Origin of the sequence: Yersinia vastinensis (genome assembly GCF_044905075.1) — a bacterium.
Classification (GTDB): Bacteria; Pseudomonadota; Gammaproteobacteria; order Enterobacterales; family Enterobacteriaceae; genus Yersinia; species Yersinia vastinensis.
In genome coordinates this window covers 1,079,961-1,098,431 of the sequence record NZ_CP173260.1, presented here as the reverse complement: position 1 = coordinate 1,098,431, position 18,471 = coordinate 1,079,961, and the positions used below count along the sequence as shown (strand labels likewise).

The following is an 18,471-nucleotide window of genomic DNA, read 5'->3' as shown; positions in this document are numbered from 1 at the left end:
GCTAGCTGTGCGAACCGCAATGGTTCGCCTTTCGGCATGATTATGCTGCTGGTGCTGTTGCGGATTTCTTAGCGGCTTTATGATGTTTTTTAGCCGCTTGTGCTTTTTGTGCTGGCGCTTTTTTCACGTGTTTTTTAGCAGCCTGTGCTTTTTGTGCTGGGGCTTTTTTCTCGTGTTTTTTGGCAGCTTGTGCTTTTTGTTCAGTCGTTTGTTTAGTTGCTTTGTGTTTTTTATGATGAGTGGCTTTTGCTGGCGCTGCTTTCTCTGCAGTTGGAGCGGCAGTAGTGCTGGTTGCAGCTGGTGTTGTTGCTGCAGCCGCAGTAGTTTCAGCAGCGAAAGCAACAGAAGACAGACCCATGGTTGCAGCAACGATCAGCGCTAATACTTTTTTCATTTTCAAATCCTCAGAGTTTGTTTCGCAAAGCCCCCGTTGGGGCCGTTGGAAGAATCATAGAGGAATGAAATTTTCCTTTCCGTGAGTCATTGGTTTCGTTGAGTAACCAAATGTACAAAGCAGCAATGAGGGTTATTTGCACGATTTCATTTCCTTGCAGCAAATCCACCTATCATCCTGACGCCCTAGTTCAGATTCCTCCTGAAGCTAATTGACTCGTGCCTTGATGGTCTATGCTTAATGTTCATCAAGCAAAATGGAGCGTCAAATGTTCAAGAAATCAGAAAAAGTGGAAAGAGATCTCGATCAGGACGTGACCCTTCTGGCAGATACCCTCGACGAGGTCTTGCGCTCATCCGGTGAGAAGACGAAAGAGGAACTTACCAAGGTGCGCCAAAATGCCGAGGGAGTCTTACGTGACGCACGTGCGCGTTTTAGTGGTTCAACCAGCTTAAAACAACATGCGCGCGACGTCGCTGGCAATGCAGATAACTATGTGCATGATAAACCTTGGCAAGGTGTAGGTATTGGCGCAGCAATAGGTCTTGTGCTGGGAGTACTGCTAGCACGCCGCTGATATCTTTCGGATTACCGATAACCGCAGTTACCCCTCATTGCTGTGTCTACCATTGCGTTTATGCTGTGGCTTATCGGTGGCCCGCGCCATTTTCACTGCGGGCCTACCTCGATTATCTCTCGGATAAAGCAGTAATGACCGTGACCAACTTCGCCACTAACCGATCTGTTTCTGCTACAGACGTCAGATTGGTAAACCCCATCAGCAAACCATTTTGACGATTCTTCTGGTGTGTTTTTTCCCTTTTTTCCAACGCCCAATCCGATAACGCTTCAATAGCCAAACCCTGACGTTGCGCCTGCGCAGCAACAACGCTATCGACAAAACGCTCATCCAACCACGCCAACAATTGAATACCTCCAGCCTGCTGTTCAACGTCTACAACACCTGCCAGTTGGCGCATTAAACTCACTACCAGCATTTCACGGCGCTCAGCATACAAATGGCGCATACGTTTCAGATGACGATAAAAATGCCCCTGATTGATAAACTCCGCCACACTAGCTTGTATCAAGGGTGGGCAGGCGCAACTTCGTAGTTGGCAACGGTGATTAAAAATAGGCACCAACTCAGGCGGTACAACCAAATAGGCCAGTCTTAATGCGGGAAACATCACTTTACTGAATGTTCCGGCATAAAGAACTCGACCATGTCTATCCAAACTTTTCAGTGGTGGCAGTGGCCTCCCCTGATAACGGAACTCACTGTCATAATCGTCCTCAATAATCCACGACTTCTGCTGTTCCGCCCACTCCAGCAGCGCAATACGCCGCGCTAAACTGAGTGCAACACCCAGCGGGCTTTGGTGTGCAGGTGTGATGATAGCGAAGTTCGCCTGAGGGCAATTATCGATAGCCGCGACAACATCCATACCGTCACTATCCACCTTCACCGGATGCGGAATAAGCCCCGCTTCGCGGATCAACTGCTGAGTCGCAGGGTAGCCAGGATCTTCCAGCCAGCCATATTCCCCACGTTCCAGTACAGTATTAACTACCAGATCCAGCACAGACTGATAGCCCGCGCAAATAAAAACCTGCTCCGGCTGGCAGCTGAATCCTCGAGATAACAACAAATAGTGGGCAATAGACTCACGCAAAGCCGGTAATCCAGCTGCCGGAGGGTGCCCAAGTGAAGCGGTAGTGAGGTTATGCAACTGTTTGGTCATTATTTTTCCCCACTGCGCTCGGGGGAAAGCATCAAGCGCGGGAAGCCCTAACTGGAATGGCCTCGCCATCATGCGTTGTGCCGATAAAGCATTGTTGACCGTAATGGGTTGTTCAGGCTGGTCTACAATATTCAAGGGTAATAGCGGCGCATTAAGTAATTGTGCGGAAACATAAGTCCCTCCCTGCCCCCGGCTTTGTAAAAAACCTTCGGCAATCAACTGGGCGTAAGCATTCTCCACGGTTCCTCGCGCCACACCCACTTCACTGGCCAGCGCCCTGACAGAGGGCACTCGCGTATCTGGACGCAATGCTCCTTGAACAATGGCCTCTTTAATTCGTTGATAAATCTGGCGATAAACAGGTTCGTTATGATGACGATCCAATTGGAGAAGATGTGAAAACGCCTTCATTATGCCCTACTAAAAAAAGTCATTTATGGCCCTATAGTGTAGGTCATGATATCACTAAAGTAGCGCTTTAATTGATGGTTAACCTAGCTGGAGCTTACCATGGTCGAACAACGTCTTTATTTTTCCAAACTCTCACCTGTCACCTACAAAGCGTTGGTTGACGCATCGATGTCACTTGATAAAAGTTCGTTGCCAAAAACATTAATAGAACTGGTTTTCATGCGGGTATCACAGATTAACGGCTGTGCATTTTGTCTGGACATGCACGGGAAAGCCTTACGCAAGGATGGTTTTGATGATGCAAAAATGGATGCGATTGCCGGTTGGCGGTTGAGCCACCTCTTCAGTGAAGCAGAACGTGCGGCATTGGAATGGGCTGAGGCCGTGACTCACATCACCACCAGCGGGACCCCGGATAGCACGTTTAATGCTTTAAAAGCACATTTTTCTGATGCCGAAATTTCCGATTTAACTTTTGCTATCAGCATCATAAATGCATTTAACCGGTTAGCCGTCAGCCTACGTCAATAACCCCTGCCCTCAGTCAGCCTGCAATAAAAATATTTTTACTCTGCTTATTATGATTAAAGTCGGCTGCCAGCCCCGTGCTGGCGGCCTTGTCTCTGCTTCTCGCATAAATCATCGAAAATAACTACATATAGTGTGGTTGAATTAAATAAACACTAGATATAGTATTTATTTATCACCTGCGAGAATGAAACCGTGGTTGATAATCAGAGGCAGGTGGTCGATATACATTAACAACCTGCCAAATACGCCTTTCCTCACGACAAAAGGTAAATGCGAATCATGAGCATTATTATTTACAGTAAACCCGACTGTGTCCAGTGCAATGCCACCTACCGTGCATTGGATAAACAAGGCATTGCTTATCAGGTTATTGATTTAACTGAAGATTTACAGGCATTCAATCATGTTAAATCCCTTGGTTATCAGCAGGTTCCGGTGATTATTGCCGGTGAGGATCATTGGTCAGGCTTCCGTCCTGACAAAATAAATGCACTGGTTCAGGCGGTCAGCGCCTGATGAGGGCGAAGAAATGAATCCGTTGGTGTATTTCTCCAGTTCATCGGAGAACACTCATCGTTTTGTCGGGAAGCTGGATCTCCCGGCAATACGAATTCCCATTGCGGGTGCACGGGAAAAACTACGGATTGAGCACCCCTACATTTTGCTTGTACCCAGTTATGGCGGCGGTAGCCCCGTCGGAGCGGTACCCATTCAGGTGATTAGATTTCTCAACGATCCCCATAACCGTTCACTGATCCGTGGTGTCATTGCTGCGGGCAATACTAATTTTGGCGACGCCTACTGTCTGGCGGGGAAAATTATTTCCCAAAAATGTCAGGTTCCTTATCTGTATCGCTTTGAACTACTGGGTACAGCAGAAGATGTGGCAAATGTGCGCAAGGGAGTAACTGAATTTTGGCAACGACAACACTGAAAATCACCGATTCATCCAGCAATGAGCTTGACTATCACTCACTGAATGCGATGTTGAACCTCTATGATGCTGACGGACGTATCCAGTTTGATAAAGATAGGTTGGCAGCACGGCAATATTTCTTACAGCACGTTAATCAAAACACGGTGTTCTTCCATAATTTGCAGGAAAAACTCGATTATCTGGTTGAAGAGGGTTATTACGAGAAAGAGGTGCTGGATAGGTATGATTTCAGCTTTATCAAGAGCTTATTCCAGCAAGCTTATAGCAAAAAATTTCGTTTTCCAACATTCCTTGGCGCATTTAAATACTACACCGGCTATACCCTGAAAACCTTTGACGGCAAACGTTATCTGGAGCGCTATGAAGATCGCGTCTGTATGGTGGCCTTGACACTGGCCGCCGGCCACCCGCAAGTCGCGCGAGATTTAGTCGAAGAGATCATCTCTGGCCGCTTCCAACCCGCCACCCCGACCTTCCTCAACTGCGGCAAAAAACAGCGTGGGGAACTGGTTTCCTGCTTCCTGCTACGAATGGAAGACAACATGGAATCGATTGGCCGCTCGATTAACTCAGCGCTACAACTTTCTAAACGAGGTGGCGGTGTTGCTTTCCTGCTAAGTAATATCCGGGAAGTCGGCGCTCCCATAAAGCGCATTGAAAATCAGTCTTCTGGGGTCATTCCCATCATGAAAATGCTGGAAGACGCCTTTTCATACGCTAACCAGTTAGGCGCACGTCAGGGCGCAGGGGCGGTATATCTCCATGCCCATCACCCGGATATTTTGCGTTTTCTCGATACCAAACGGGAAAATGCCGATGAAAAAGTGCGTATTAAAACCTTGTCGCTCGGGGTTGTGATCCCAGATATTACCTTTGAATTAGCGAAGAATAATGAAGATATGTACCTGTTTTCCCCGTATGACGTGGAACAGGTTTACGGCGCGCCAATGTCAGAAATCAGTATCAGCGAGAAATACCGCGAGATGGTTGATGACAAGCGCATACGTAAAAGCAAAATCAAAGCACGTGAGTTCTTTCAGATTTTGGCAGAAATTCAGTTCGAATCTGGCTATCCCTATATGATGTTTGAAGATACGATCAATCGCGCCAACCCAATTAAAGGCCGGATCAATATGAGTAACCTGTGCTCAGAAATTTTGCAGGTTAATTCACCAACTGAATATAACGATGACCTCAGCTATCGCCATATTGGTAAGGATATCTCTTGTAACCTTGGTTCAATGAATATTGCCCGTACTATGGATTCACCTGATTTTGGTAAATCAATTGAAACGGCCATTCGTGGACTAACTGCAGTCTCAGACATGAGTCATATTCGTTCTGTTCCCTCCATTGAAAAAGGTAATCAGGAATCTCATGCCATTGGTCTCGGGCAGATGAATCTGCACGGCTATCTGGCGCGTGAACGTATTTTTTACGGTTCAGAAGAAGCTCTGGATTTCACAAATATCTATTTTTATACCGTGGTGTATCACGCTATCCGTGCATCCAACCTATTGGCAATAGAACGGGGCAGCTATTTTAAAGGCTTCGACGAGTCAGATTATGCCTCCGGTCGCTATTTCACTAAGTATATTGAACAGTGCTGGCAGCCGAAAACCACCAAGGTACTAGCACTGTTTGCTGAGGCCGGCATTACTATTCCGCATCAGCAAGATTGGGCCGAACTGCGCGACTCAGTGATGGAGCATGGCATTTATAATCAGAATTTACAGGCCGTCCCCCCCACCGGATCTATTTCCTATATCAACCATTCGACATCAAGTATCCACCCTATTGTCTCACCGATTGAGATCCGCAAAGAAGGCAAGATTGGTCGTGTGTATTATCCCGCCCCTTATATGACCAACGATAATCTTGAATATTATCAAGATGCTTATCAGATTGGTCCTGAGAAGATCATTGATACCTATGCCGAGGCAACCCAACACGTCGATCAAGGTTTATCACTGACGCTATTCTTCCGTGATACCGCCACGACACGCGATATAAATAAAGCGCAGATATATGCCTGGAAAAAAGGGATTAAAACTATTTATTACATCCGACTGCGTCAAATGGCGCTCGAAGGCACGGAAGTTGAAGGTTGTGTTTCCTGCTCACTGTAATGCGCAGTACTGAATAAACAGAATCGGATGAATAAGGAAGTATTCTCTATGAACACAGTAAAACCAACAAAAACAGTCAGTGCCATCAATTGGAATAAAATTGAAGATGATAAAGACTTAGAAGTATGGAACCGTTTAACATCTAACTTTTGGTTACCAGAAAAAGTCCCCCTATCAAATGACATTCCCTCTTGGGCTACCTTAACCCCCGATGAACAGCAACTGACGATTCGGGTTTTCACGGGGCTAACCTTGCTGGATACTATTCAAAATACCTTGGGTGCACCCGCGCTGATTAAAGATGCTACGACCCCCCATGAGGAGGCTGTATTCTCGAATATCAGCTTTATGGAAGCGGTTCATGCTCGCTCTTATAGTTCCATTTTTTCTACACTTTGCATGACATCTGATGTCGATGATGCTTATCGCTGGAGTGAGGAGAATGGCCCACTGCAAAAGAAAGCTGATATTATCCTTCAGCATTATCATAATGACGATCCGCTGAAGAAAAAAATTGCCAGTGTATTCTTGGAATCATTTCTTTTCTATTCTGGATTCTATTTACCCATGTATTGGTCAAGCCGGGCCAAATTAACTAATACTGCTGACCTTATTCGTCTTATTATCCGCGATGAAGCAGTACATGGATATTACATTGGTTACAAGTTCCAAAAAAGGCTAGAGAAAGTCGATAATACCCGTCGTCAGAAAATAAAGAATTTTGCTTTCGATTTGTTACAAGACTTATATGATAATGAAGTGCGCTATACAGAAGACCTTTATGATAAGGTCGGTTGGACAGAGGATGTCAAAAAATTTCTTCATTACAATGCCAATAAAGCCTTAATGAATTTAGGTTATGAAGCGTTGTTCCCAGCCAGTCAGGCTACGGTCAGCCCAGCGATTTTGGCCGCATTATCACCAAATGCGGATGAAAATCACGATTTCTTCTCTGGTTCAGGCTCATCTTATGTGATTGGCAAAGCCGTCAATACTGAAGATGAAGACTGGGACTTTTAAGCTCCCACATACTTTTTCACCCCGCCTTTTTTATCACCTTAAAAAGGGGTATACCGCACCAATAGGCAGCTACAGAAGGTTGCCTATTTTTTTTCCGTCATTTCTTACCCGCAACGCACCGAAAACACCCTACAAATCCATGCCCTTTTTTGTGATTTTCCTCGCTCGGTTTAGCACGAAAATGAGTCATGATTATCTGGCGACTCATTTGGCCACAGGCTAGAGCATATAGGGGATTCAGCGTATCTACACCCGGTTTTTTAATGCTGATATTAGGGCTGTTGGAGGTGTTTGATTTGGCTATTCATTACGCGAAAACATTTGAAGGATATTATCCATAATAATGTAGAGAATGAATTAAAGATATATGTGCAATATTTACACCATTAACGCAATAATTAGACACCGCTCACACCATCAATATTGGCAATACATCAACGATAAAAAAACCACAATATTAACGTAAGTAAATTAACGATTTAAAAAGATATATATTGAGATGATGACTATTGAAGTTTTCATTATATGAATATTGAGGGTTGTCTCAGATTCTCACTGTGTTAGGGTATATGGCGCTCTATTTTTTCATCAGGATAACATCGATCGAATAAACATAAATTAAAATTGACAGAGGAATACACCAGCTGCATGGCAATTAAACTCGAAGTAAAAAACTTATATAAGATATTTGGTGAGCATCCCGAACGCGCTTTTAAACTACTTGAATCAGGTAAAAATAAAGAGCAGATATTTACCAAAACCGGTTTGTCCGTTGGCGTTAAAGATGCCAATCTGGCCATTGAAGAAGGCGAGATATTCGTCATCATGGGGTTATCCGGTTCGGGTAAATCCACCCTGGTACGCCTTCTCAATCGTCTGATAGAACCCACCCGTGGTGAAGTGCTGATTGATGGCGAAGATATTGCCAAGATCTCTGACAGCGCCTTGCGTACTGTACGCCGCAACAAAATCAGCATGGTTTTCCAATCCTTTGCACTCATGCCCCATCTGAATGTGCTCGACAATACCGCATTCGGCATGGAGTTGGCTGGCGTCCCGCAACAGGAACGTCATGAAAAAGCACTGGAAGCATTGCGTCAAGTGAGTTTGGAGAGCTACGCACACTCTTACCCCGATGAGCTTTCCGGTGGGATGCGCCAACGTGTTGGCCTAGCTCGTGCCATGGCAAACAACCCTGATATCTTATTGATGGATGAGGCATTTTCAGCACTCGACCCCTTAATCCGAACCGAGATGCAAGATGAATTGGTTAAGTTGCAAGCCAAACATCAACGCACCATTGTCTTTATCTCTCATGATCTCGATGAAGCAATGCGTATTGGCGATCGTATCGCCATTATGCAGGGTGGCGAAGTAGTACAAGTCGGCACCCCGGATGAAATACTAAATAACCCCGCAAATGACTATGTTCGCACCTTCTTCCGTGGTGTCGATATCAGTCATGTCTTTAGTGCCAAAGATATTGCGCGCCGTCGCCCAGTATCCTTAATTCGTAAAACTCCGGGTTTCGGCCCTCGTTCGGCGTTAAAACTGCTTCAGGATGAAGACCGCGATTACGGCTATGTACTGGAACGCGGGCAGAAATTTATTGGTGTGGTATCGATAGATTCACTGAAAAAAGCATTGGCTGAGAATCAATCACTGGATAGTGCCTTGCTGGCCGATCCAGCACCGGTTCCGGCAGATATGCCCCTGAGTGAGCTGATTTCACTGGTTGCACAGGCACCGTGCGCGGTTCCGGTAATCGGTGAAGACAACAGTTATATCGGTATTATTTCCAAAGGCATGCTGTTGCAGGCCCTAGATAAGGAGACGCCAAATGAGTGATCAAATTCAGGTTGACAACCAAACTGTCAGTAACCCGTGGGCAACGGATACTGCGGCGTCCGCAGCCCCTGCAACTACCGATACAGCCTCTCAGAGCTTATCTGCCGCTGCTGACCCTTGGGGAGCCAGCATGGCCGAGGGTAGCCATGCCGCAGGAAACGCCGGCCATGAGGTTGCCGCTCAGGCCGCTCAGAGCCAAGTTGCCAATACCGACTGGTTGAACAGCGCCCCTGCTGCTGCTCCCGAACATTTCAGTCTGATGGACCCTTTCCATACCACTTGGTTACCGCTGGATTCATGGGTCACTCATGGCATTGATTGGGTGGTGTTGCATTTCCGCCCACTGTTCCAAGGCATTCGTGTGCCCGTCGATTTTATTCTCAGCGGTTTTCAGCATTTGTTGCTGGGTATGCCAGCACCCGTGGCAATTTTAGTTTTTGCCCTCATCGCTTGGCAGTTCTCTACCTTAGGAATGGGGGTTGCAACACTGGTATCATTGATTGCTATCGGCGCGATTGGCGCATGGTCGCAGGCTATGGTGACACTGGCGTTAGTTCTGACCTCGCTGTTCTTCTGTATTCTTATCGGACTACCGCTCGGAATATGGTTAGCACGCAGTAATAATGCCGCGCGTATTATACGCCCCCTACTGGATGCAATGCAGACCACGCCAGCGTTCGTCTATCTGGTGCCTATCGTCATGCTATTCGGGATCGGTAATGTTCCAGGTGTCGTGGTGACCATTATCTTTGCACTGCCGCCAATTGTCCGTCTGACCATTTTGGGCATTAAACAGGTACCAGAAGACCTTATTGAAGCCGCTGAATCCTTTGGCGCCAATCCACGCCAGATGTTGTTCAAAGTGCAATTACCTCTGGCAATGCCCACCATCATGGCGGGTGTGAACCAAACCCTGATGTTGGCGCTGTCCATGGTGGTTATCGCCTCAATGATTGCCGTAGGGGGTTTAGGCCAGATGGTACTGCGTGGCATTGGTCGGCTCGATATGGGGCTTGCGGCCGTCGGTGGGGTAGGTATCGTGATTTTAGCCATTATCCTTGACCGCCTGACACAATCATTAGGCCGCGATCGTCGCAGTAAAGGTGTCGGTCGCTGGTATGCCACTGGCCCTGTTGGGCTGCTCACCAAACCATTTCGCCACAATACTCCGTCACGATAAGTAAGCTCAATTAATTGAGTTTACTGACAAAGTTGGAAAGAAGACCGAGAGACTCGGGCCTAGCACAGCGTGGGGCACTCAGGTGGCTCACGCCACTCCCCCCATCACTCTTCTCTCCTTAAAGATTAGCTTTATTAGTTATTTGAATGAGCTGTGTTCAACATAAAGCCCAGAAACGAATAACTAAGAGAATAAGCGTCATTGTCGCCGGCAGTTTGGACTGGAACAGCACGCAATCACCGCAACATACACACCGTACGTGAGGATGATGAGCACTGCTCTGGTTCAAAATGGCAAGTAAAATAGCTTAATAAAGAGGAAAATTATGCGCACGACAACAGTTTGGGCCTTAGCCCTCACCACACTGATCAGCACTCAATTATCCGCAGCAGAGTTACCGGGTAAAGGCATCACAGTCCAACCTCTGCAAAGCACTATTTCGGAAGAAACCTTCCAGACCTCACTGGTCAATAAAGCACTAGAAAAACTCGGTTACGATGTCCAGCCGACCAAAGAGGTTGACTACAACGTCGCCTATTCTTCCATTGCCGCCGGTGATGCCACTTTTCTGGCGGTAAACTGGGAACCATTGCATAACGATCAATACGCTGCTGCCGGTGGCGATGCTAAATTCTACCGTCAGGGTAACTTCATTGAAGGTTTGGCACAGGGTTATTTGATAGACAAAAAAACCGCCGATCAATATCACATCACCAATATTGAGCAGTTAAAAGATCCGAAAATCGCCAAGTTGTTTGATGCAAATAATGATGGCAAGGCTGACCTCACCGGTTGTAATCCAGGCTGGGGCTGTGAAGCACCGCTCAATCACCAAATTCAAGCTTATGGCTTAAGTGATACGGTAACCCACAATCAGGGTAACTATGCCGCGATGATTGCCGATACCATCACTCGTTACAAAGAAGGTAAACCTATTCTGTACTACACTTGGACGCCGTATTGGGTCAGTGATGTATTAGTACCGGGGCGTGATGTGGTGTGGTTACAGGTGCCGTTCTCCTCCTTGCCAGATAAGACTATCGACACCCAGCTTTCCAACGGCGCGAATTACGGTTTCCCACCTAGCGTGATGCATATCGTGGCGAACAAAAAATGGGCTGAAGCCAACCCTGCCGCCGCGAAACTGTTCTCCATCATGAAACTATCCATTAATGATGTGAATGCTCAGAATATGCGTATGCATGCCGGTGAGTCTTCAGATGCCGATATTGAACGCCATGTAAATGGTTGGATTCAGGCTCATCAGGCGACCTTTGATGGCTGGGTGAAAACCGCCGCTGAGGCAGGAAATACTAAGGCCGCGCAGTAAATCAATTCGTCCCGAATCACTTAGATCAGTAAGTGGTTCGGGTTCGCGAGTGCAGTTAACACCGCTGTGGCGTCAAAGACTAAGCGTAAAAACAACGAAGCCCTGAGTTAGTGATAACTCAGGGCTTCTAAATGTTGGCGGTGCGGACGGGACTCGAACCCGCGACCCCCGGCGTGACAGGCCGGTATTCTAACCGACTGAACTACCGCACCACGCTGTTGTTCCGGTTAAGAACGAGACGAATATTACGTACGGAACATATACTCGTCAACACTTTTTCCAGCAAAATAAGTCATTTGGACAGTTTTTCGTCTGGATGTCGTTTTATTCTGCGTTTGCGCCCTCTTCTGGCTCCAGCGGCATCCGCCACAGACAACTGCCGCCTTTTTTCATCACCAAATCCAAACGTGACTCATGAGCTGCCAATTCGTCTTCAGCCGCATAAATTATTTTTAATCCAGACGCTGGGCGGGTAATGCGCTGAATATCTTCTGAAGAATCATTCTGGGACTGATCACCTTCCATTGAGAATGAAAGGGATGTCTGACCGCCGGTCATCGCCAGATACACTTCAGCCAGAATTTCGGCATCGAGTAACGCGCCGTGCAATGTTCGCTTGGTATTATCTATCTGATAACGGTCACACAGGGCGTCAAGGTTGTTGCGCTTACCGGGGAACAGACGACGCGCTAATAATAAGCTATCGGTGATGGTACAGAAGGTTTCCGTTTTTGGAATATCCTGCTGCAACATACGAAACTCGTAATCCATAAAGCCGATATCGAACGCTGCATTATGGATGACTAACTCAGCACCACGGATAAACTCCAGAAACTCTGGAGCAATCTCAGCAAACGTGGGTTTGTCAGCCAAAAATTCATCACTGATACCGTGAACACCATAAGCCTCTGGATCAACCAGACGATCGGGTTTCACATACACATGAAAATTTCTGCCTGTCAGGCGGCGGTTAATCACTTCAACCGCACCGATCTCAATAATTCTGTGACCTTCATAATGAACGCCCAGTTTATTCATACCGGTGGTTTCAGTATCCAGAACAATCTGTCTGGTCGGTGTAACTTGCATATTGCCAGTGCTCATAGCGCTCGTTTATGTCAGACTTAACGTTTAAACCGATAGGAAGAGTCTACCAGAGATGACCAAACAGGTAGAAATTTTCACCGACGGATCTTGCCTTGGCAATCCGGGCCCCGGTGGTTATGGCGCAATTTTGCGTTACAAACAACATGAAAAAACCTTTAGTGCAGGCTATTTCCTGACGACCAATAATCGTATGGAATTGATGGCGGCCATTGTCGCGCTAGAGGCTTTAACTTCGCCTTGTGAAGTGACACTCAGCACTGATAGCCAATATGTCCGTCAAGGTATCACCCAATGGATTCACAATTGGAAAAAGCGCGGCTGGAAAACAGCTGACCGCAAACCAGTACGCAATGTTGATTTATGGCAGCGTCTAGATCTGGCTATCCAAACCCATACAGTGCAATGGGAGTGGGTAAAAGGCCACGCGGGTCATCCAGAAAATGAACGTTGCGATGAATTGGCCCGCCAAGGAGCGAACTCACCGACGTTAGAAGATAGCGGTTATAATCCTGATTAACCCTTCACCTTTGACGTTGTGGCCGGCTTAGGGTTGGTCGCGATAGCTTTTCGTTGCACCGACCGCCCGACTAAACCACGGCTTACGCGCACCAAACTTCATCGGATTGAACGTCAATGGGATGGTGCGCTTACGGGCCACAATTAAGCTTACACAACCCAACGCTGGCAAATGGGTACTGATAAAACGGCCACCTTCTTTGTGCCATGGTAAAACATGAAAACGTGATACATACAAAACTTCATAATTCAGTAAACTCAGCCAATCTAGCAAACGCATCTGAGTAAACATTCGGCTAATGTAAGGCTGTCGCTGGCGCAATAACGGCACTAACTTCCCTGCCCCTAAAAGGCTTAGTGGATTAAAGTTACTGATAACTAGCCAACCGTCGTCAATCAGCACGCGATCCACCTCACGTAACATGCGGTGCGGATCAGAAGCGTAGGCTAAAGTGTGAGATAACAGACAGGCATCCACTGATTTTTCAGCAAAAGGTAACTGATATGGGCTGGCGAGCACCTGCATATTCTTGCCCGTTTCTCCCACATTGACCTGGTGAGATATCGCACATTTATCACTGGCGATCTCTGCGCTTAAATGGCCTATTTTTACTAAATGGAAACCAAAGAATTTAGGCCACCAAGGCTGTAATTGCTGCTCAATCGCTGCGCGATAATACTCTCCCCAAGGTAACTCAGCCCAGGATGCGGGCGCATCGATCTTTTGGCGTGTCTGCGCTGGCTTCATGTTTTATCATCTTCTTTCAAGCGATTAGAGGTATCCAATGAATCTTATCAGCATTCCGGCATTTCAAGACAATTACATTTGGCTATTAGCGGACGCACAAAAACATTGCGTTATCGTTGACCCTGGTGAAGCCGCCCCAGTGCTGGCGATGCTGAATCAAGGCCACTATCTTCCACAAGCGATATTATTGACACATCACCACAACGATCATGTCGGTGGTGTCGCTGATTTACGCCGCCATTATCCCGAAATCCCTGTCTATGGACCGCAGGAAACAGCCAATAAAGGGGCCACAATAATTGTTAAAGGGGGTGATAGCCTGACTATTGATGGCCAAAACTACCAAATTATTGCGGTTCCCGGTCATACGCTCGGGCACATCGCATACTACAGTAAACCTTATCTTTTCTGTGGCGACACTCTTTTTTCTGCCGGTTGCGGTAGGCTATTTGAAGGCACGCCAGCCCAAATGTACTCATCTATTCAACAGCTCGCGCAACTCCCCGACGAAACCTTAATTTGCAGCGCGCATGAATACACTCTCGCAAATCTTAAGTTTGCCCGTTTTATTCTGCCCGCAGACCAAGACATTGCAACATATCAACTACAAATCATGCAATTACGGGCAAAAAACCTACCTAGCCTGCCAGTAAAATTGCAAATCGAACGTAAAATTAATGTTTTTTTACGTTGCAATGACATTGATTTACAAAGAAAAATAGGCGTAATGTCACCACCAGACTCACTTGTCTCAGTTTTTTCCGAATTACGCGCCCAGAAGGACCACTTCTGAGCTTTTAGTTGTGTTTTTTGTCGAAGCAAAGTATGATTGCTCGTCTTTTAAGCAACTACATTGACACACACATGAAGACCAAAGCGATATTTCTCGCCTCAGTCTTGCTTGTTGGGTGCCAGTCGTCCAAGGTGGGCGTACAGGCTCCTGTACAGCATGCACAGAGTTTGTCTTCGGCAGGTCAAGAGAGTGAAGCAGGAGAGTACACAAATAACGCCCGAGTGGGTTCCGCGCGATGGCTTGATAGTGAAAGTGGCCTCGCGCAGCAAGATTTGTGGAACTTCATTAGCGACGAGCTGAAGATGAAGGTTCCGGAAAATTCCCGGATCCGTGAACAAAAACAGAAGTACTTAAAAAATAAGAGCTATCTCCACGATGTAACATTACGGGCAGAGCCGTACATGTACCTGATAGTCGAGCAGATTAAGAAACGTAAGATGCCGATGGAATTGGTACTGCTACCCATAGTGGAGAGCGCTTTTGACCCACACGCGACATCATCCGCCAACGCCGCAGGGCTGTGGCAGATAGTGCCAAGTACTGGTCGAAATTATGGCTTGAAACAGAACCAATGGTATGACGGCCGCAGAGATGTGGTTGCTTCTACCAAAGCAGCGCTTGATATGATGGAGCGCCTGAACAAAATGTTTAACGGTGACTGGTTGTTAACAGTCGCTGCGTATAACAGTGGTGAAGGCAGAGTCATGCAGGCGGTGAAAGCTAATAAGGCAAAGGGTAAACCGACGAATTTTTGGGCATTGTCGCTTCCTCGTGAAACGTCAGTTTATGTTCCAAAAATGCTGGCCTTGGGTGATTTAATCAAGAACAGCAAAAAGTACGGTATAACTTTACCTGAACCCGACAAAGACCGTGCATTGGCACGTGTTGATGTTGGTCAGCAGATACAGCTAACTCAGGCGGCTGAGATGGCGGGGATGTCACTAACTAAGTTGAAATCCTTTAATTCTGGGTATAAGCGCAATGTAACGGCACCGGATGGTCATGGTCCTCGTTATATTATGTTGCCGAAAGCCCATGCTGAGCAGCTTAAAGATTCATTGGCAGATACAGATATTGCCGCCGTTCAACCAACTAAGTTGGCTCAGAACAGCGCAAAGTCAGCATCAAGTTCGCAGTATAAAGTTCGCCCCGGCGATACCTTATCTACGATTGCCAAGCGGTTGAATATCAAGACCAGCGATTTGCAGAGTTGGAACAACTTACGTGCCAAGAGCACCTTAAAAGTTGGGCAAACCCTGCAACTGGCAAGCAATACAAACAGCAACAGCATCACCTATCAGGTTCGTAAAGGTGATTCCTTTGCCAGTATTGCCAAGCGTCACGGTGTAAACACCGACGATGTGATGCGATGGAATTCGGTAATCAGCAAAGCGAATAAATTAGTGCCCGGTTTGAAATTGACGTTGTTTGTTAACAACAAATCGACACCGGATGCATAACATTAGAATCGGCATAAAGCTGTTAAAAAGCACCCTTCGGGGTGCTTTTTTTATGGCTGGAATTCAACTAACAGTGGATTGTGATCAGAGGCGCGGGTAACGAGTACCGAAGCATCAGCCAAAGTGAGACCGCGGTAAAAAACAAAATCAAGGGGACGACCAAAAGCTCGACTACGATAATCAGCTTGAAATTCCACTTCGGTCAACCCTACTGCGAGGGCAAAACGCTGTAAAGCATTCACCCGCTGACGGCTCCAGGCATTGAAATCTCCCGCTAAAATAACCGGGCCACGATGCATCGAAATTTGCTCACCAATCGGCTCAAGCTGTTTGCTATACACATCAACACCGAGGCTAAAATTCACAGCGTGAATATTTACGACCATCAGCAAGCGACCATCATGAATGGGGTAAACGGTAACTAAAGCTGACTTAGACAAACGTAACAACGGTTCTCGCTCACGCAGCGGACAGCAGTAGACTGGGTGGGTGGCAGCTAGCGTCATCACACCTGAGGGGTGCTGAGGCAGCGCAAAGGCGGGAACCTGATCCGCCGCTTGATAATGAGACGTAGCAAACCTCACCAACTCGGGTGTAGTTTGTGCTTCTTGCAGGAGCATCAGTTGAGCATCACGCCCGAACTCTTTGAGCACAGACAGCCATTCGGCCCGCTGCTGCTTAAAGATATTCCACACCATCACACGTAAAAATTCAGATGTAGGTAATGGCGCGCCTGGCGGCAACCCCAGCCCCAATTGTTTAGCGGAGCCTGGGAAAATCTGTTCAACCGGTTGACCTGCAACATACCGCATTGCATATGTTCGTTTCGGCACTTTGATGGCCTATTCCTTATTCGAAATCACTCTGGCTTGTAAGATAGCCGCAGCCGGTGGTTTATTGATTATACGCTCAGATGTTCTGGTCAGTAATGTCTTTTACCCACGTTATGATTCTGATATTGGGATAGTCAAAGATAGATTCAATCTATGTTGTTCATAATGCACTAATAACATCGTCATTAACAAAAAAGCCCGCAAAAGCGGGCTAAAATTGAAGACTGGATAAGAAAACTAGCCTACAGCAGCTTGAGGTGCTGGCTTTTTATCTAGTTTACCACTGAGTGTAACCAGCACTAATGCACCAATAACAATCACTCCTCCAATCCAGGGCGTTTGTGCTAACCCAACACGAGTCACCGCTTGACCACCAATAATTGACCCTAGTGCAATTCCTACGTTGAATGCGGCGATATTTAAGCCAGACGCGACATCAACCGCCTGTGGCGTATACTCCTGCGCTTTTTGCACCACATAGACCTGTAAGCCGGGGACATTGCCAAAGGCGAAAATCCCCATAACCAATAATGTAATCAGTGCCGCAATACTGTGACTGGCACTGAACTGAAAAATAAATAACAGGGCAGCCAGTGCGGTAAAGATAAAACTCAATGCAGGCACTGCTCCATGGCGGTCGGCCAGTTTTCCGCCCCATATGTTACCAATAGCAACCGAGACACCGTATGCCAGTAAGATCCAGCTCACAGCAGCGGCTGAGAAGCCTGACAACTCTTGCATCACCGGGGCCAGAAAAGTAAACATGGTGAAAAAGCCGCCGTATCCTAATGCTGTAATCGCGTAAATCAGCAGTAAACGAGGATGAGTTAATACCTGCAATTGTTGTCTTATACTAGCGGAAACTTGTTGAGGAATATTATTGGGTACCAAAATGGCACTTGCAATAATAGCAACCATACCAATCAGTGATACCGCAAGGAAGGTTTCGCGCCATCCAAAATGCTGACCAATGAACGTCCCCAGAGGAACCCCCGTGACTAATGCTACCGTCAAACCACCAAACATAATGGCTATCGCTGAAGCTGCTTTCTCTTTCGGCACTAAGCTGGTGGCAATCGTCGACCCAATGGAGAAAAACACCCCATGAGCTAGACCGGTTAAGAGGCGGGCAATAACCAACGATTCATAGCCGGGGGATTGCCATGCTAATAAGTTGCCTAAGGTAAATAACACCATCAGTCCAATCAATAGCATTTTACGTGGAATTCGCCCTGTTAATGCGGTCAACACTGGGGCACCAATAGCAACACCTAATGCGTAGATTGAAACTAATAAACCTGCGGAAGGGACAGAAACCCCCAGTTGCTCAGCAATCGTTGGCACAAGCCCAACAATAACAAACTCTGTAGTACCAATAGCGAATGCACTGATAGTCAGCGCCAGTAAAGCGAGTGGCATGATTTGCTCCAAAAACTCAGTTCAATTAAAACAGGTCAATTTGATAGCAGAGATTATGGACCTATGTTTA

Annotated in this window: 18 protein-coding genes and 1 tRNA gene; 12 read left to right on the top strand and 7 right to left on the bottom strand. The window is 46.8% G+C overall.

Annotated features, from left to right (window positions below; translation table 11 throughout):
• Window positions 1–40 precede the first annotated feature (40 nt).
• A complete protein-coding gene (gene asr / locus ACIOG0_RS05005) occupies window positions 41–394 on the bottom strand; it encodes an acid resistance repetitive basic protein Asr (RefSeq protein WP_050100899.1) in 354 nt (117 codons plus the stop codon).
• A 268-nt stretch (window positions 395–662) separates the two neighbouring features.
• On the opposite strand from asr, the gene ACIOG0_RS05000 reads away from it, so the two are divergent.
• Window positions 663–971, top strand: coding sequence for a YqjD family protein (locus ACIOG0_RS05000; RefSeq protein WP_050100900.1), 309 nt, complete (start codon window positions 663–665; stop codon window positions 969–971).
• A gap of 112 nt (window positions 972–1,083) precedes the next feature.
• Here ACIOG0_RS05000 and ACIOG0_RS04995 read toward each other — a convergent pair whose 3' ends face one another.
• A complete protein-coding gene (locus tag ACIOG0_RS04995; protein WP_050100901.1) occupies window positions 1,084–2,553 on the bottom strand; it encodes a PLP-dependent aminotransferase family protein in 1,470 nt (489 codons plus the stop codon).
• A 96-nt stretch (window positions 2,554–2,649) separates the two neighbouring features.
• On the opposite strand from ACIOG0_RS04995, the gene ACIOG0_RS04990 reads away from it, so the two are divergent.
• The 8 genes from ACIOG0_RS04990 to proX all read left to right on the top strand — a co-directional run bounded on the left by ACIOG0_RS04990 (window position 2,650) and on the right by proX (window position 11,525).
• Window positions 2,650–3,081: a carboxymuconolactone decarboxylase family protein gene (locus ACIOG0_RS04990; protein WP_050100902.1), complete on the top strand. Its 432-nt coding sequence runs from the start codon at window positions 2,650–2,652 to the stop codon at window positions 3,079–3,081.
• A gap of 279 nt (window positions 3,082–3,360) precedes the next feature.
• Window positions 3,361–3,597, top strand: a complete 237-nt coding sequence (gene nrdH, locus ACIOG0_RS04985) for a glutaredoxin-like protein NrdH (protein ID WP_050100903.1) — start codon at window positions 3,361–3,363, stop codon at window positions 3,595–3,597.
• A gap of 13 nt (window positions 3,598–3,610) precedes the next feature.
• Entirely contained in the window at window positions 3,611–4,015 is a 405-nt protein-coding gene (nrdI, locus tag ACIOG0_RS04980; protein ID WP_050100904.1) for a class Ib ribonucleoside-diphosphate reductase assembly flavoprotein NrdI, read from the top strand.
• A complete protein-coding gene (gene nrdE, locus ACIOG0_RS04975; RefSeq protein WP_050100905.1) occupies window positions 3,997–6,147 on the top strand; it encodes a class 1b ribonucleoside-diphosphate reductase subunit alpha in 2,151 nt (716 codons plus the stop codon). The genes nrdI and nrdE overlap by 19 nt, the downstream gene beginning before the upstream one ends.
• A 48-nt stretch (window positions 6,148–6,195) precedes the next feature.
• Complete coding sequence (gene nrdF, locus ACIOG0_RS04970; RefSeq protein ID WP_128451403.1) at window positions 6,196–7,167, top strand: class 1b ribonucleoside-diphosphate reductase subunit beta; 972 nt, start codon at window positions 6,196–6,198, stop codon at window positions 7,165–7,167.
• A gap of 648 nt (window positions 7,168–7,815) precedes the next feature.
• On the top strand, window positions 7,816–9,015 hold the full coding sequence (proV, locus tag ACIOG0_RS04965) for a glycine betaine/L-proline ABC transporter ATP-binding protein ProV (protein ID WP_050100907.1): 1,200 nt from the start codon (window positions 7,816–7,818) through the stop codon (window positions 9,013–9,015).
• The gene (proW, locus tag ACIOG0_RS04960; RefSeq protein ID WP_128451368.1) at window positions 9,008–10,195 is read left to right on the top strand and encodes a glycine betaine/L-proline ABC transporter permease ProW; all 1,188 of its coding nucleotides are present in this window, start codon (window positions 9,008–9,010) and stop codon (window positions 10,193–10,195) included. The genes proV and proW overlap by 8 nt, the downstream gene beginning before the upstream one ends.
• A 325-nt stretch (window positions 10,196–10,520) precedes the next feature.
• Window positions 10,521–11,525 (top strand): glycine betaine/L-proline ABC transporter substrate-binding protein ProX, encoded by a 1,005-nt coding sequence (gene proX / locus ACIOG0_RS04955; RefSeq protein ID WP_050100909.1) that lies wholly within the window; start codon window positions 10,521–10,523, stop codon window positions 11,523–11,525.
• Between the two features lie 135 nt (window positions 11,526–11,660).
• On the opposite strand, the gene ACIOG0_RS04950 is transcribed toward proX, so the two are convergent.
• Window positions 11,661–11,737, bottom strand: a tRNA-Asp gene (locus tag ACIOG0_RS04950).
• Window positions 11,738–11,849: 112 nt separating this feature from the next.
• On the bottom strand, window positions 11,850–12,614 hold the full coding sequence (gene dnaQ / locus ACIOG0_RS04945; protein WP_050100910.1) for a DNA polymerase III subunit epsilon: 765 nt from the start codon (window positions 12,612–12,614) through the stop codon (window positions 11,850–11,852).
• A 70-nt stretch (window positions 12,615–12,684) separates the two neighbouring features.
• On the opposite strand from dnaQ, the gene rnhA reads away from it, so the two are divergent.
• Window positions 12,685–13,149, top strand: coding sequence for a ribonuclease HI (rnhA, locus tag ACIOG0_RS04940; protein ID WP_050100911.1), 465 nt, complete (start codon window positions 12,685–12,687; stop codon window positions 13,147–13,149).
• 27 nt (window positions 13,150–13,176) lie between these two features.
• Here the strand turns inward: rnhA and ACIOG0_RS04935 are convergent, their stop codons facing one another.
• Window positions 13,177–13,896: a class I SAM-dependent methyltransferase gene (locus ACIOG0_RS04935; RefSeq protein WP_050100912.1), complete on the bottom strand. Its 720-nt coding sequence runs from the start codon at window positions 13,894–13,896 to the stop codon at window positions 13,177–13,179.
• 37 nt (window positions 13,897–13,933) lie between these two features.
• On the opposite strand from ACIOG0_RS04935, the gene gloB reads away from it, so the two are divergent.
• Window positions 13,934–14,689 carry a hydroxyacylglutathione hydrolase gene (gene gloB, locus ACIOG0_RS04930; protein ID WP_050100913.1) on the top strand — a complete coding sequence of 252 codons (756 nt, stop codon included), beginning with the start codon at window positions 13,934–13,936 and terminating at the stop codon, window positions 14,687–14,689.
• 71 nt (window positions 14,690–14,760) lie between these two features.
• Complete coding sequence (gene mltD, locus ACIOG0_RS04925; protein ID WP_080991528.1) at window positions 14,761–16,149, top strand: murein transglycosylase D; 1,389 nt, start codon at window positions 14,761–14,763, stop codon at window positions 16,147–16,149.
• Window positions 16,150–16,199: 50 nt separating this feature from the next.
• Here the strand turns inward: mltD and ACIOG0_RS04920 are convergent, their stop codons facing one another.
• Window positions 16,200–16,982 carry an endonuclease/exonuclease/phosphatase family protein gene (locus tag ACIOG0_RS04920; protein WP_072086700.1) on the bottom strand — a complete coding sequence of 261 codons (783 nt, stop codon included), beginning with the start codon at window positions 16,980–16,982 and terminating at the stop codon, window positions 16,200–16,202.
• A 237-nt stretch (window positions 16,983–17,219) separates the two neighbouring features.
• Window positions 17,220–18,401, bottom strand: a complete 1,182-nt coding sequence (locus ACIOG0_RS04915; RefSeq protein ID WP_050100916.1) for an MFS transporter — start codon at window positions 18,399–18,401, stop codon at window positions 17,220–17,222.
• Window positions 18,402–18,471 lie beyond the last annotated feature (70 nt).